The sequence below is a fragment of the Pyxidicoccus fallax genome, from assembly GCF_012933655.1.
In the GTDB taxonomy this organism is placed as follows: Bacteria; Myxococcota; Myxococcia; order Myxococcales; family Myxococcaceae; genus Myxococcus; species Myxococcus fallax.
Window position 1 is genome coordinate 1 of sequence record NZ_JABBJJ010000334.1, and the last position, 13758, is coordinate 13758.

11 protein-coding genes and 1 pseudogene are annotated in these 13758 nt (G+C 69.4%); 7 read left to right on the top strand and 5 right to left on the bottom strand.

Annotation, left to right across the window (positions count from 1 at the left end):
• On the bottom strand, positions 1-1222 hold a 1222-nt coding region (locus HG543_RS43025; RefSeq protein WP_169350755.1), incomplete at its 3' end, for a multicopper oxidase family protein.
• Between the two features lie 179 nt (positions 1223-1401).
• On the opposite strand from HG543_RS43025, the gene HG543_RS43030 reads away from it, so the two are divergent.
• Positions 1402-2556, top strand: a complete 1155-nt coding sequence (locus HG543_RS43030) for an alpha/beta hydrolase family protein (protein ID WP_169350756.1) — start codon at positions 1402-1404, stop codon at positions 2554-2556.
• Positions 2557-2776: 220 nt separating this feature from the next.
• A complete protein-coding gene (locus HG543_RS43035) occupies positions 2777-4579 on the top strand; it encodes a CocE/NonD family hydrolase (protein ID WP_169350757.1) in 1803 nt (600 codons plus the stop codon).
• Positions 4580-4605: 26 nt separating this feature from the next.
• Here HG543_RS43035 and HG543_RS43040 read toward each other — a convergent pair whose 3' ends face one another.
• Both HG543_RS43040 and HG543_RS43045 read right to left on the bottom strand, forming a co-directional pair.
• On the bottom strand, positions 4606-4920 hold the full coding sequence (locus HG543_RS43040) for a hypothetical protein (protein WP_169350758.1): 315 nt from the start codon (positions 4918-4920) through the stop codon (positions 4606-4608).
• Between the two features lie 194 nt (positions 4921-5114).
• Positions 5115-5465, bottom strand: coding sequence for a hypothetical protein (locus HG543_RS43045; protein WP_169350759.1), 351 nt, complete (start codon positions 5463-5465; stop codon positions 5115-5117).
• Between the two features lie 355 nt (positions 5466-5820).
• On the opposite strand from HG543_RS43045, the gene HG543_RS43050 reads away from it, so the two are divergent.
• The 4 genes from HG543_RS43050 (at position 5821) to HG543_RS43065 (ending at position 10986) form a co-directional block, all read left to right on the top strand.
• Complete coding sequence (locus tag HG543_RS43050; protein ID WP_169350760.1) at positions 5821-8235, top strand: FG-GAP repeat domain-containing protein; 2415 nt, start codon at positions 5821-5823, stop codon at positions 8233-8235.
• 135 nt (positions 8236-8370) lie between these two features.
• Positions 8371-8799: a hypothetical protein gene (locus tag HG543_RS43055; protein ID WP_169350761.1), complete on the top strand. Its 429-nt coding sequence runs from the start codon at positions 8371-8373 to the stop codon at positions 8797-8799.
• Between the two features lie 140 nt (positions 8800-8939).
• Positions 8940-10313, top strand: coding sequence for a serine/threonine-protein kinase (locus HG543_RS43060; protein ID WP_343073585.1), 1374 nt, complete (start codon positions 8940-8942; stop codon positions 10311-10313).
• 262 nt (positions 10314-10575) lie between these two features.
• Positions 10576-10986, top strand: coding sequence for a peptidase inhibitor family I36 protein (locus HG543_RS43065; RefSeq protein ID WP_169350763.1), 411 nt, complete (start codon positions 10576-10578; stop codon positions 10984-10986).
• A 63-nt stretch (positions 10987-11049) separates the two neighbouring features.
• Here the strand turns inward: HG543_RS43065 and amaB are convergent, their stop codons facing one another.
• Together amaB and HG543_RS43075 are read right to left on the bottom strand one after the other, a co-directional pair.
• Positions 11050-12582: an L-piperidine-6-carboxylate dehydrogenase gene (gene amaB / locus HG543_RS43070; RefSeq protein ID WP_169350764.1), complete on the bottom strand. Its 1533-nt coding sequence runs from the start codon at positions 12580-12582 to the stop codon at positions 11050-11052.
• Between the two features lie 165 nt (positions 12583-12747).
• Positions 12748-13410, bottom strand: a complete 663-nt coding sequence (locus tag HG543_RS43075) for a site-2 protease family protein (RefSeq protein WP_169350765.1) — start codon at positions 13408-13410, stop codon at positions 12748-12750.
• Positions 13411-13547: 137 nt separating this feature from the next.
• Here HG543_RS43075 and HG543_RS54765 point away from each other — a divergent pair.
• A pseudogene (locus HG543_RS54765) lies at positions 13548-13758 on the top strand (Kelch repeat-containing protein); the annotation flags it as partial.

Consider the following 13758-nt stretch of genomic DNA (forward strand, 5'->3'; position numbering starts at 1 on the left):
GGTTGGGAGGGTCGATGGCGAAATGGGCCTCCTGGGTCCCGGTGATCTCGTCGTCCTCGATGGGCTTGAACGGCGCGAGGCCCTTCAGCTCGCTCTCCTTCGGCAGCTTCATCTCGCACTTGCCGCCCTTCACCACGACGCGCGCCAGGTCCCGGCTCGGAGTCCCCCGCGCGGCCGGGTTCTCGTCCACGAGCCAGTAGACGCCCTCGGGCAGGGGCTTCCCATTCCCATTGACGGCGCGCACCAGCACGTCCGCCCGGTACGCGGGGTGCAGCTCCGTCACGTCCACCTTGTCGAGGTAGCCCGTGGTGATGCCATCCAGGGCGATCTGGTACTGGGGAATGGGCGTCTCGGCCCCGGTCCCCGGGTCTCGCTTCACCAGCTTGACCAGGAGCGGCTCGCGGGTGCCCGCGTGGATGAACCGCCAGCGCTGCACCTCGCCGGGCTTGAGGGTGAGGGTCGGCTCGACCTCGCCGTTGATGGTGAAGCGGCGCCCCTGGGCGATGAGCTGGGGCCAGCCGAAGGGGGTGAAGGCGGGGACGTACGTCTCCACCTCGCCGACTCCCTGCGCGTTGAGCGAGTAGGCAATCTGCTGGAAGACCAAGATGCGCTCCTTGGCCTTCTGGATGGCGGGGACGCGGTCGATGTCGCCGCGGACAATCAAGGCGCCGGCCATGCCGCTGGCGACCTGGAGCGTCACCGAGCCGTGCTTGTGCGGGTGGTACCAGTAGGTCCCCGCGGGATGGTCGCTGGGGATCTTCACCTCGTACTGGAGGCGGTCTCCCGGGCCGGCGGCAATCATCACGTTGTCCGAGTTCCCGGCGGGCGAGACGTGGAGCCCGTGGAAGTGGAGGTTGGTGACGTTGAAGCCGTGGGGCGTGTTGTTGGGGTTGCCGCCCGGAGGCGGTGGCGGAGGGGGCGGCTCCTTGGGGAGCTGGTTGTCGAGGAAGACATTCACCGTGTCACCGGGGCGCACCTCGATGACGGGCCCCACCAGCTTCCCATTGTAGGACCGCAGCCGGACCGGGTCGGACTCCAGCACCTTCCCGTCCTGAATCTTCCTGGCGATCTTGTTGAGGGCGTACTGGACGTCCAGCTGGATGTTCACCTCCTTGGGCGGCCGCTTCTCGCACCAATCGTTCTCGTCCTCGCTCCGCTCGTCGTGGGGCCGGCGTAGCGCCTCCGCCCTTTTGGGGAGGGTCTCATCATGCATCTCTCGCATCGGCGTGCTCCTGGTTCGTCGTGTCCAGGAGGGATGGAGTCGGCGGAAGGCGGACGTGACGTCTCGGCGGGAGCCCTGCCGGCCAGCTTCGCTTCGCCGGCCCGGCGCCATCACAAGCCGGGAATGCGTCGTCCAACCCCCCTGAACCTTCATTCCACCCACTGGATGAGGAACACACGATGCAACGAATCACGAACCTCGCGGACATGAGACCCGAAGAACAGCAACTGCAGATGGAGCGGTTGCCCCCTCCCACGTACGAAGCCTGTGAGCACTTCGTCGCCCGCATGCAGCTGGGCGGCCTGGAATGGGGCGATATCACCCATGCCCTGCTCGGCTTGCAGAAGACCACCATCTACGAGGGCTGGGAGGACTGGCACGACCGCTGGGCGGGCTTCGGGAAGACCTACGAGGTGCGGGCCGCGGAGGCGGAGCGCCAGGGAGCGCGCGTGACGCAGCGCCAGTGGTTGCTGAAGGCCTCGGCCTGCTACCACTACGGGCAGTTCATGTACTTCGACGACGAGGAGAAGAAGTTCCGCTCGCGTCAGAAGGTGACCGAGCTCTTCCACCGGGCCATTCCCTACCTGGACCACGAGATTCGGAGGCTGTCGGTTCCCTACGGAGACCTCCAGCTCCCCGCGTACTTCATGCCGGCTCCCGGACCGGGGCCCGCCCCCTGCGTCATCCTGGTGAACGCGCTCGAGTCGTCCACCGAGGTGGAGATGTACTCCTTCGCGAAGGAGTTCCAGGCGAGGGGCATCTCGGTGTTCATGTTCGACGGGCCGGGCCAGGGCCTGCTGTCCAAGGACCACGCGCTGGATCCCCGGTTCGAGCGCGTCTTCGAGCCCGTCCTGCGCACGGTGATGCGGATGCCGGAGGTCGACGCGGAGCGCATCGGACTCTGCGGAGCCAGCTTCGGAGGCCACCTGGTGTCCCGGCTGGCGGCGGTGTTTCCCCGGGAGATCAAGGCGGTCGTCAACATCTCCGGAGGCTTCGACCATGACGAGTTCCTCAACATGAACATCATGGTGCGCAAGGACTTCCGGCACGTGTTCCATCAGTCGACCGACGAGGGCATGGCCCAGCTCGCCCGGACGTCCCTGCACCTGCGGGACATCCCCGGGATGACCGCCCGGCTGCTGATGATCGTCTCCCAGAAGGACATCATCATCCCCTACGAGTCCTCCCTCCGACTGCTGGAGTGGGCCCGGGGCGACAAGGCCCTCATCTCCTACCCGGGCACCCGGCACGTCTGCACGAGCTACTTCAGCGACTACGTGCCGCGCATGAGCGACTGGATGGTGCAGGCCCTCGGCCCCCGCCAGGGGCGCTGAGCCGCCGCATCCCCGCCATGACAGGACGGGCCACGAAGGCCATGCACTGAAGTCGTGAATCAGGGAGCCCACGCCGCCAGCTCGCGCGAGCGTGGGCTCCCTCCCCTCGCCTCCGGGGGCGAGTCTTGGCCATCGAGCTTCATGCCGCCGAGTAGGTCTCCTTGCCTCCACCGTGCGTCCGGTGGGACACCTGCCCCGGGAGTAGCGAGAATGCCTTCCCATGGTCGGCCAGGGCAGCTCCTTCGGTAATCCCGTGTCATCTCCGCCGCGCTTCAAGGGCGTGGTCACCCGCTCGCTGCACCTGACGCTGCGTGACGGCGTTCAGCTCGCGCTCGACGTCAACCTCCCCAGGAACCTGCCGGACGGCGAGCGGCTCCCCGCGGTGCTGGTCATGGGCCGCTACTGGCGGAGCTTCGACCTGCGCCTGACCCCACCGGACCGGGTGCCCATGGGGCCGCGCGAGCCCATCGGGGACGCACTCGTCGCTCGGGGGTACGCGGTGGTGGTCGTCGACGTGCGCGGCTCCGGCGCGTCCTTCGGCACCTGGACGCATCCCTGGTCGGACGTGGAGGTCGCGGACCTGGGCGAGGTGGCCCGCTGGGTGGCGGAGCAGCCCTGGTGCGACGGCCACCTGGGCGCGGTGGGTATCTCCTACGAGGGGACCACCGCGGAGCTGCTCGCGGCGGCGGCGCCGGAGCGGGTCCGCGCGGTCATTCCCCAGCAGATCGAGTTCGACGTGTACACGGACGTCGTCATGCCGGGAGGCATCCTCAACGCGAGCTTCATGCGGCTGTGGGACGAAACCAACCACGTGCTGGATGCCGGCCGCGTCCCGTCCGGCTGGGGCCTGGGGGCGAAGCTGATGGTGCGCGGGGTTCGCCCGGTGGACGGAGACAAGGACCGCTCGCGGGTCCGCGCGGCCCTGGAGTCGCACCGCGACAACGTCGACGTCTGGGCCGCGGTGCGGTCCATGACCTTTCGCGATGACGCGTTCGGCGCGCAGCCCGTCACCACCGACGACTTCAGCCAGTTCCGCCGCAAGGAGGCCATCGAGGCCTCGGGAGCGACGGTGTACGGCTGGGGGAGCTGGTTCGACGGCCGCACCGCCGACACGGTCATCCACCGGTTCCTCAACTTCGCCAATCCGCAGGTGGGCGTCATCGGGGCGTGGAGTCACAACATGAAGACCCACGCCAGCCCCTTCGCCCGGCCCAGGAGCGCCCCGAATCCGACCATGGCCGGGCAGTGGGAGGAGTGTGGCGCCTTCTTCGACCGGATGCTCAAGCCCGGCGCGCCCGCCGAGGAGAAGCGGCTGCACTACTTCACGGTGGGCGAGGAGTCCTGGAAGTCGACTCCCGTGTGGCCCCCCGAGGGCTTCTCCACGGAGCGCTGGTACTTCGCGGCGGACCACCAGCTCGTCCGCGAGGCGCCGACGGGCGACGGCGCCGACACCTACACGGTCGACTTCGCCGCCACGACCGGGAAACACAATCGCTGGCACACGCCCGATGGGATGACGCCCGTGGTCTACGGAGACCGCGCCCGCGAGGACCAGCGGCTGCTCACGTACACGAGCGCTCCGCTGGACGCGGACGTGGAAATCACCGGACACGCCATCCTCACCCTGCACGTGGCCTCATCCCTCGAGGACGGCGCCTTCTTCGTCTACCTGGAGGAGGTCGACCCGCGGGGCCGGGTGACCTACCTGACGGAGGGGCAGCTCCGGGCGCTGCACCGGAGGCTGTCCGGCTCGGCGCCGCCCTACGTCACGCCCGTCCCCTACCACTCGTTCCGCCGCGAGGATGCATGGCCGCTCGTGCCGGGCGAGGTGGCGACGCTGACCTTCGGGTTGCTGCCCATCTCGGTCCTCGTCCGCCGGGGGCATCGCCTGCGTGTGGCACTCGCGGGCGCCGACGCCGACAGCTTCGTCCGCCTCCCCGCCGAGGGCAGCCCCTCGTGGCGGGTCATGCGCGGCGCCGAGCACCCGTCCCGCATCGACCTGCCCGTGAAGCGGCGGGGCTGACGCCACCGCTGAAAGCGCGATGAGGGCTACATCGCCCTCACCGCCGCGCGAAGCTCCAAGACGCCGAAGATCAGCAGGCCCGCGATGAGGAGGACCCCCAGCACGAAATAGCCTGCCAGGCTCGGTTCGAAGAAGTCGAATCCGTCCTTGAACACGTCACGCAGGAAGCCGATGAGCATCCAGAGGCCAATGCCCAGCTTCGCCGCCCCCGCGATGAGCCCCAGGTTGACGGAGATGGGCCGACGGAACCCCGGCTTGTTGCGGGCGAGTGTCACCAGTCCCACGACGAACAGCATCGTCAGCCCCACGAGTCCGAAGGCCGCGTCGATCATCCCATCCATCGCATTCTCAAAGCCCTGCGCCCAGGCCCGAGACGCGCAGAGGCCCCCGGCGGTACCGAGTACCCAGGGAAGGCGGGAGTGTGCGGATACGAGGAATGGACGAGAGGTCGGCGGGTGCATTCGCTCGAGCCTAGCGTTCCGGACATGACCTCCGATAGCCGATTGACGCCCGAGGGAAGCGCGGCCCCCGCCCCCTACCCTTGCATCAAGGCGAAGAGGTCGCGGTCCGCCATGTCCTCGCGCTGGCCCACGTCGATGCGCCCTTCCCGGGCGTCCATGGGAGCCGAGAGCCAGGTGGCATCCCCGGGCGAGCCGCCATGGTCATCCGGCGCGTCGAAGTAGCCCACGACGCACGACAGCCCGGCGACCTGCTCCCAGGGGCCACAGCGGCACAGGGGCTGGCCGCCGGTGGCGAAGCACGTGCCCGCGGTGCAGCGGACCTTCGCGCAGGCGACGGCGTCATCCGGCACTTCCAGGGTGGGGCCACAGGCGGCCAACACCAGCACGCACGGCAGGAGACGGGCGAGAGGAGACGGTCGGTACATGGCGGGCGCGACGCTCTACCTTGCGCTGTTTCCCGGGGTCCGCCGTTCGTGGCCCCCGGTGCGCGTGCGCTGATTGAAGACGCTCGGGCGCCACGTCCTCCCGCGTAACGGATTGTTGCGCAGTCACCGTTGCGCCCGGATGGCAAGACATCGCCATGCATGGAAGGAGTTCCACCCGACGTCCCCTTCCCCACCCTCGCCTGGCCTGGGTGCACCCGCACGACAGCGGGTCTTCATACACCGGGTTGCAATACGGTTGGCACGTGAGCACCTGCACCCGGAGTCGCACCGGGAGCAGCAAACAATGCAAATGCACACAGGGGTGAGGCAGGCAACGCGGCGTCTGGCGTTTGCCATGGGGTGGGTCTGGTTGATGACGGGGTGCGCCACGGAGGACGCACCGCTCGCGGGCGAAGGGACGCCCGTGCTGGAGCAGCACGATGCCCCAGCATCCTCCCCGGGAGGTTCGCGCGAAGCCGCCACGCCTCCCGTGACCACGGACACCGGGGCGCGGGAGGAGTCAGCGGAGCCCTCGGAGACAGACGTTCGCCGGAGCCGTTACCTGCGTGGCACGTTCCACGCGGGCGTGGCGCCGGAGACGCTCGCGGTAGGGGACTTCAACCGTGACGGCGCGCAGGACGTCGCCGTCGTCTCCGTCGGTCGCAGCCTGCAGAGCCAGTACCGGGCACGGCCGGGCAAGGTGTCCGTGCTGCTCAACGGGGGCCAGGGCGCGCTGGGCCTGCCCATGCTCCAGGGCACCCTCCGCAGCACGTCCGGGCAGCTCGAGGCGGGCGACCTGGATGGTGACGGCATCCTGGACCTGCTCGCCGGCACGCGCTGGGGGGCGGCGGTGCTGCGAGGGCAGCCGGACGGCTCGTTCCAGACGGAGGACTTCATGCTCGCCAATGGCGTGGTGTCGAGCCTGGGCATCCTGCCGGGCACCGGCGGCGCGCCCGCGCTGGGCTGGGCCGTGGGCAGTCACTACGACGGCCGCGACTTCCCCACGGGTACCGCGGCCATCGGCTTCCTGCGCCCGGGCTCCGGCGGAGCGTTCATGGTGACGCAGCCCACCACGGCGGACGGGAAGCCGCTGGTCTGGATGGGGGAGGAGTACGTGGTGAGCGAGGTGGCGGACTTCAACGAGGACGGCCATCCAGACCTGGTGATGTCCTCGTCCGACCGCCCCGTCTCCCTCGCCCTCGGCAGCGCCCTGGGGCCGTTCACCTTCCAGCCCGTCCTCACGACGCACGCCCGCGCGCTGGCGACCGCGGACTTCGACGCGGACGGCCATGCGGACATCCTCGTGCAGGATGACGCGGCCCTGCGGGTGTACCGGGGTGATGGGCACGGCGGCTTCACCGAGGCGTCGGCGACGGTGCCCCCGCTGCCGGTGGACCGCTTCCGGGTGGTGGACCTGAACGCGGACGGCGCGCCGGACCTCGCGGCCGTGCACCGCGGCGCCTCGGCGGTGACGCTCTGGTACGGGCAGGGCAATGGCGCCTTCCGCTCCGGCGGCCGGCTGGCGGTGGGCCGAGAGCCCATGGATGTCGCCGTGGCCGAGCTCGACGGGACGGGCCGGCGCGAGCTGCTGGTGGCGGAGGCGGGCGACAACACCCTGTCCGTCTATCGGCTGCCGCCTCCCTCCATCCTCGAGCCCTCCACGCCGCGGGCCTGCCCCCTGCGCGTGAGCGCCGGTGAAGCGCCGGCCACCCCGGCTCCGCTGGCGACCCTCGCCACGGGCACCCGCCAGCCGAACTCGGCACGGGGTGACTTCGACGGCAACGGCCATGCGGACATCGCGGTGGTGAGGGAGGGCGGCGGCTTCACGCTCCTCCTGAACCAGGGCGATGGGAACTTCGTGACGCGCGACGTCCGGACGGACCTGTACATGCTGGAAATGGCGGCGGGGGACTTCAACGGCGACGGCCATGACGACCTGGCCGCCATCACCCTGGACCCAGAGGATTACCCGTACCCCGAGTACTCGACGCTCGACCTGCTCTGGGGAAACGGCCAGGGTGACTTCCCCGACTCCACGCGTGTGTCGCGCACCGGCGCCTTCGGACGCATCCATCTCGTGGCGGAGGACCTGAACCGCGACGGACACCTGGACCTGGTGCTCTCGGTGACCGCCTACTGCGTGCCCTATACCCGGCGCCTGCTGAACCAGGGCAATGGCCAGATGACGGGGGTGACGCTGCCGGACCTCAACCTCGAGCCGGATGACCGCTGCTCCGACTGCTTCGCGCCCGCCATCGCGGACTTCAACCGGGACGGCCTGCCGGACATCCTCTACCACACCGTCGAGCTCAACCTGGGCTTCACCGCGCCCGACGGCGGCAACCTCCCGGTGGACGGCTTCCAGCGAAACTGGAGTCACCTCGACTACAGCGTGGGTGACGTGGACGGTGACGGAACGGTGGACCTGCTGACCGCCACGAAGGGCGAGGTGGACCTGTACGTCGGCGACGGCCAGGGCACGTTCAAGGCCCCGCTGCGCTGCGATGTCGCCCCGGCCGGCGCGGTGCTGGAGGCCCGGGACGTCAATGCCGACGGAATCCCCGACCTCGTCGGAGTCGACGCGGACGCGCGGCGGGCAGTCCTGCTCCTGGGCCAGGGCCAGGGCACCTTCCTCCCCGCGCGGTACTACACGCTCGCGGAAGTCCCGCGGTGGGTGCGGTCCATGGACCTGCTCGGTGACGCGCGGCCGGAGCTGGTCATCATGACCACGACCGGCCAGCTGACGGTGTACCCCACGCCCGAGCTCTGAGCGCCGGGCAGTCACTCCGCCCCTGCCCTGCTATGGGGAGGGGCGCCCCTTTTTCGAGCGCCTGAACCGGGCCAAGATGGAGGCCTCCTCCTTCAACGCACGAGCGGTGAAGGCCTCCTGGTCCCACGGAGCTCCATGCGAACCGAGCGAACCATCCGCACCTGCCCAGTCCGCATGAAGTTCACCTGTCCGAGGACATGGGAGGGCCTCCAGCCCACCGCCAATCCCGATGTCCGGCACTGCGCCCACTGCAACGAGGACGTGCACTTCTGCCGGACCGATGAGGAGACGCTCCGTCATGCGCGCGCGGGACACTGCATCGCGCGCGAGGAGCCGCATCCGGACGAATTGCCCAACCTCATGCTGGGCCGTCCCGAGGCCCCCCTGGTCATTACACCGGAGCAGAAAAAGGCCAGCGCACGGAACGTGCGGGAAATGGGCATCACCGACGCACTGGACAACGCGCGCTTCGAAGGGGCTCGTGACTGCCCCCGATGCGGCTATCCCGTGCCGAGCTTCCGAAAGACCTGTTACGTGTGCGCGTTCGAGCTCGGCCGGGGATGAGCGCTGACACCTCCAGGTCCGCCGGATAGTGTGCTCGCGCGCGGAGCGGCTCGCTCCCCCTCGCGAGGCGGCGCATGGAGATTGGCGACCTGAACCCTGCGGTCCTTCCCCCTGGGACACGTGTGGGGCCCTGGCGCATCGTGGACCTGCAAGGTCGCGGGGCGTATGGCGCCGTCTACCGTGCCATGGGCGTGGAGCCGCACGCGGAGGGCCTCGTCGCGCTCAAGCTGGCCCTCCATCCGAGAGATGCGCGCTTCGCCCGCGAGGCGGAGCTGCTCTCGCGTCTGCGTCACCCGGGCATCCCCCGCCTTCGAGATGCCGGTGAGTGGCTGGCGCCTTCTGGCGCGCCCCACCCGTACCTCGCCATGGAGTTCGTGGAGGGAGAGCCCCTGTACGCCTGGGCACGGCGGCAGCCCCTCTCCTCACGGCGGTTGCTCCAGCTCCTCGCGAGTCTGGCGCGGGTACTGGAGGCCACCCACGCGGCCGGAGGGGTGCACCGTGACGTCAAGGGAGACAACGTCCTGGTGCGGTCCGAGGACGCCCAGCCGGTGCTCATCGACTTCGGGGCCGGGCACCACGTGGGGGCCTCCACGCTGACCGGGCCGTTGTTGCCGCCGGGCACGCCGGCCTACCGCTCGCCGGAAGCCTGGAACTACGTGCTCCATGCCGACGCGGACTCCGCCCCACCCTACCCCGCCGGGCCGGCGGATGATGTCTTCGCCCTGGGCGTCACCGCTTACCGGCTGGTGACGGAGCAGTACCCTCCCTCGACGAATCCGGAGGAGGAGGCGGCGTACCTCTGGCATGAGGAGGGCACCGGAGCTCAGCCCGTGCGAACGCTCAATGCCCGCTGTTGTCCCGAGCTGAGCGCCATCGTTTCCCGGATGCTCGCCGTGCGGCCCGAGGCGCGAGGCAGCGCCCGTGAGTTGGCCGAAGCGCTGGAGCAGACCGCGTGCAGCGTGGGCCCGGAGGCGGATGTGTCCCTCTTCGAGCCGAATGCGCCGAGGCCTCTGCATGTCTGGGCCGCGCCGAAGCGCATGAGGCCCCGAGCGAAGACCCGAGGCCGTGCGTTGCCCTGGCTCGCGGCAGTCTCGCTGGGAGGAGCACTGGCGTTCGGAATCGGGTGGGTGGTGGGAATGTGGAACGCGGAGGACTCCGTCAGGGAGCCGGTCGCGTTGCGCGTGGAGGCGAAGGATGGCGGCACCGCGGCTGTCGGGGACTCGGCACTGATGGCTCCGGTGGCTCCCGTCCAGGCGCCCTCGGCATGGACGACCGCTGTCATGCAGATGCCGCCGAAGCCCCTCCCGGGACAGCGGCGGCCGGACGCCAGCGGCCGCTGCCCTGGAAAGGAGCACGTGGCCATCCTTGGAGGCTGCTGGATCAAGCTCAACGCGCCTGCGAAGGATTGTGAGAAGGAGGAAGGCTACGTGCACCAGGGCGGTTGCTACATCCCCGTCATGCGACGCGCAGGCCCTGCCACGTCGAGTCCCGCGAAGGCTCCTGACCGGAGGTAGCGGTGTCGCCAGTGATGGCTCCTTGGGGCAAAGCACACTCCGGGACGACATGCTCGCGGTCTCGTCCGATGACTGGCAATCGGGCATGGCGCAGTCGACACGTAGATGCAAATGCCATTGCATTGAATTTTTGTCAGAACAATGGACCCGCGACGTTCACCACAGCATGAACGCTGCGTCCGTCCGAATCTCTCCGTCTGACAATCGGAGTGCCGTGCCATCATCGCCTGGCAGCACCCCCATCTGTAGAGGAGACACCAGAATGAACTGGCTCACGTTCCGGCAACAGAATGGCAGCTTCAAGCGTTCCGCACTCCTGGGTCTGGGCGCCGCGGTGACGCTCGGACTTTCCGCCGTGGCGCTGCTGACGCCCGCGGAGGCCTCGGCCGAAGAGAACAATCCGTGTCCCTTCTCCGGGACCCTCTGCTTGTTCGACGGCCCGGACTTCACCGGCGAGGTGTGGAACGTCATGTCCTGGCCGCCGGGCTCGGGGACGTGTGTGAATCTGCCCGAGCACGGCTGGGAGGACCGGGCGGTTTCCGCCATCAACACCGGCGCCTACACCGCGTCGCTGTTCCTCAATGAGGACTGCATCGGCGGGCCCTACCCCATTGGCCCCGGCGAGTGGGTCAGCCCCCTCCACTTCGCGCCCAAGAGCGTCTGGGTGTACTGATTCAGGCCTGCCCGTCAGGCTGGCGCGGGCCCGCGAGCAGCGGGCCTGCGCCTCGGCGGCGGCTCAGAAGTCGAACTTGATGCCCTGGGCCAGCGGCAGCGCGTCCGAGTAATTGAGGGTGTTGGTCTGCCGCCGCATGTAGGCCTTCCACGCGTCGGAACCGGACTCACGGCCACCGCCGGTGTCCTTCTCTCCGCCGAAGGCACCGCCAATCTCGGCGCCGGAGGTGCCGATGTTGACGTTGGCGATGCCGCAGTCGGAGCCGGAGGCGGAGAGGAACTGCTCGGCCACCTTCAGGTCATGGGTGAAGACCGCCGAGGACAGCCCCTGGGGCACGCCGTTCTGGAGGGCGATGGCCTCCTCCAGCGTCCGGTAGGGAAACACGTAGAGGATGGGCGCGAAGGTCTCCGTCTGGACCACCTCCGCGGTGGGCGGGACGCCGGTGATGAGGGTGGGCAGCACGAAGTGGCCCGGGCGCTCCACGGCCCTGCCGCCCGTCACCACCGTGCCGCCGGAGGCTCGCGCCTGCTCCACGGCGGCCTCGAAGCGCCGCACGGCTGCCTTGTCGACGAGCGGCCCCATCAGGGTGCCTGGATGGAGCGGGTCGCCGATGCGCGCCTCCACCTGCCGGTACGCGGCGGCGAGCCGGGCCACCACGTCATCGAAGAGGGACTCATGCACGATGAGCCGGCGCGTGGTGGTGCAGCGCTGGCCGGCGGTGCCCACCGCTCCGAACACGATGGCGGGAATGGCCAGCTTCAGGTCCGCGGTCCGGTCCACGATGATGGCGTTGTTGCCGCCGAGCTCCAGGAGGCTCTTGCCCAGGCGCTGGGCCACGCGCGCGGCGACCTGCCGGCCCACGGCGGTGGAGCCGGTGAAGCTCACCAGCGCGATGCGCGGGTCGTCCACCAGCCGCTGCGCCAATGCGGTGCCGCCGTCGTTGAGGAGGAAGAACACCTCCGGGAAGCCACCGGCCTTGAGCGCCTCGTTGCAGATGCGGGTAGCGGCGATGGCCGTCAGCGGCGTCTTCGGTGAGGGCTTCCAGACGGTGATGTCGCCACAGACGGCGGCGATGAAGGCGTTCCAGGCCCAGACGGCGACGGGGAAGTTGAAGGCGCTGATGACTCCGACGAGGCCCAGCGGATGCCACTGCTCGTACATGCGGTGGCCGGGGCGCTCGGAGTGCATCGTCAGGCCGTACAGCATGCGCGACTGACCGACCGCGAAGTCGGCGATGTCGATCATCTCCTGCACCTCGCCGTCGCCCTCGGCCTTGATCTTCCCCATCTCCAGCGACACGAGCGAGCCGAGCGCGTCCTTGTGGCGGCGCAGCGCCTCGCCGCACAGGCGGATGGCCTCGCCACGACGGGGAGCCGGCGTCGCGCGCCACGCCGTGAAGGCCTGCGCGGCCCCGCGCATCAGTGCCTCGTAGTCCTCCGCGCTGGCCGAGGACACGCGGGCCAGGGGCTGGCCGTTGCTCGGGTTGAAGACCTCGATGTCTGCGTCCGGCGTGGTGCCGGACCACTCGCCGTTGCCGAGGTAGGTGCCGGGGTTGCGTTCGGACAGGCCGAGCGCATGGAGAAGGGGGTGCGTCATGGAGGTCTCGCGGAAGCGGGCGGCACGGGAGCGCCCGGTGAATGCATCCGGAGCATAGGAGACCTGGAGCCAGGAACAGGTCCCTTTCCTGGCTACGCCTTCGCGTGGAACCCGGTGACGCTCCCGGTGGAGCGCCTCCCGGCCCGGGGCCGGGGCACCGCGCCGTCAGAAGATGGCCTTGAAGAAGAGGTACCCCACGTACAGGGACCAGGGCATCACGAAGAGGGCCAGCAGCGCGATGGAGATGGGAGTCACCCACTTCGGGGACTTGTCGCGCCAGGGCAGGAGCATCAGGTAGCCGCCCGCGAGCGTGGGGATGGGCAGCAGGTTCAAGGCCGCCATCCGGGCACTCAGGATGCCCCAGGCGCGGACGAGCTCTCCGTCGCGGAGCAGCCCCACGAAGCGCTCCACGCGCTCTGGCAGCGCGGCCAGGTTGAACACCGCGGGGAAGCCCTCGGTGAACTGGTGGAAGCCCTCGGCGGGACCCAGGCACGCCATGGCCACTCCAATCTGCACGTACCAGGGAATGGCCAGGGACAGCGCATGCAGCGGGGGCGGCAGCTTGTTGAGGCGGCTCTTGAGGGGCGGGTCCTGGGGCGCGTCCTCCGGCTTCGGCGCGAATGACGCGGAGCCGCCCAGGGAGATGGGGTGCAGGCTCCAGTCGATGCCCGCCATGCGCCACGCAACGAGCTTCGGCCCGAGGCCCACCCGCACATCCAGCGGGCGGACTCCGAGCGCGCTCGTCACCACCGCCTGCGACAGCGCCCACATGACATTGACCGCGAGGAGCAGCATCCACAGCCAGAAGAGGAGCGTGAGCCTGTCCATGCGCTGAAGTGTAACACGCCCTGAAACAGGCCCTCGGATGCCCGGGTCAGGTCAGACATCCACGTGTCTATCCATTCCCCAGAAGGACAGGGCACATCCGCCTACCTGCTCCTTGGGGCCCGACATACGATGTGGACATGGTCCAGGCTCCCACCGCATCCGCCCTCCAGCGAGTTCCCTACGAAGGTCTCTGGCTCGAAAACTTCAGCCTGACGCCCGTCTCGGGAGGCGTGCTCCTGGCGGGAGGCGTCGAGTGGCACCGCGACGGCGAAGGCGCCACCTCTCGGACCACACGTGGCGCGGCGCTCTGGGACACCGACAGGCAGGAATGGGTGAAGCTCCCTCCCC

Bases quoted from the DNA above. Each gene is read 5' to 3' on its own strand.
- HG543_RS43030 (WP_169350756.1), top strand. From the start codon at position 1,402: ATGCAACGAATCACGAACCTCGCGGACATGAGACCCGAAGAACAGCAA.
- HG543_RS43035 (WP_169350757.1), top strand. From the start codon at position 2,777: ATGGTCGGCCAGGGCAGCTCCTTCGGTAATCCCGTGTCATCTCCGCCG.
- HG543_RS43040 (WP_169350758.1), bottom strand. From the start codon at position 4,920: ATGGATGGGATGATCGACGCGGCCTTCGGACTCGTGGGGCTGACGATG.
- HG543_RS43045 (WP_169350759.1), bottom strand. From the start codon at position 5,465: ATGTACCGACCGTCTCCTCTCGCCCGTCTCCTGCCGTGCGTGCTGGTG.
- HG543_RS43050 (WP_169350760.1), top strand. From the start codon at position 5,821: ATGGGGTGGGTCTGGTTGATGACGGGGTGCGCCACGGAGGACGCACCG.
- HG543_RS43055 (WP_169350761.1), top strand. From the start codon at position 8,371: ATGCGAACCGAGCGAACCATCCGCACCTGCCCAGTCCGCATGAAGTTC.
- HG543_RS43065 (WP_169350763.1), top strand. From the start codon at position 10,576: ATGAACTGGCTCACGTTCCGGCAACAGAATGGCAGCTTCAAGCGTTCC.
- amaB (WP_169350764.1), bottom strand. From the start codon at position 12,582: ATGACGCACCCCCTTCTCCATGCGCTCGGCCTGTCCGAACGCAACCCC.
- HG543_RS43075 (WP_169350765.1), bottom strand. From the start codon at position 13,410: ATGGACAGGCTCACGCTCCTCTTCTGGCTGTGGATGCTGCTCCTCGCG.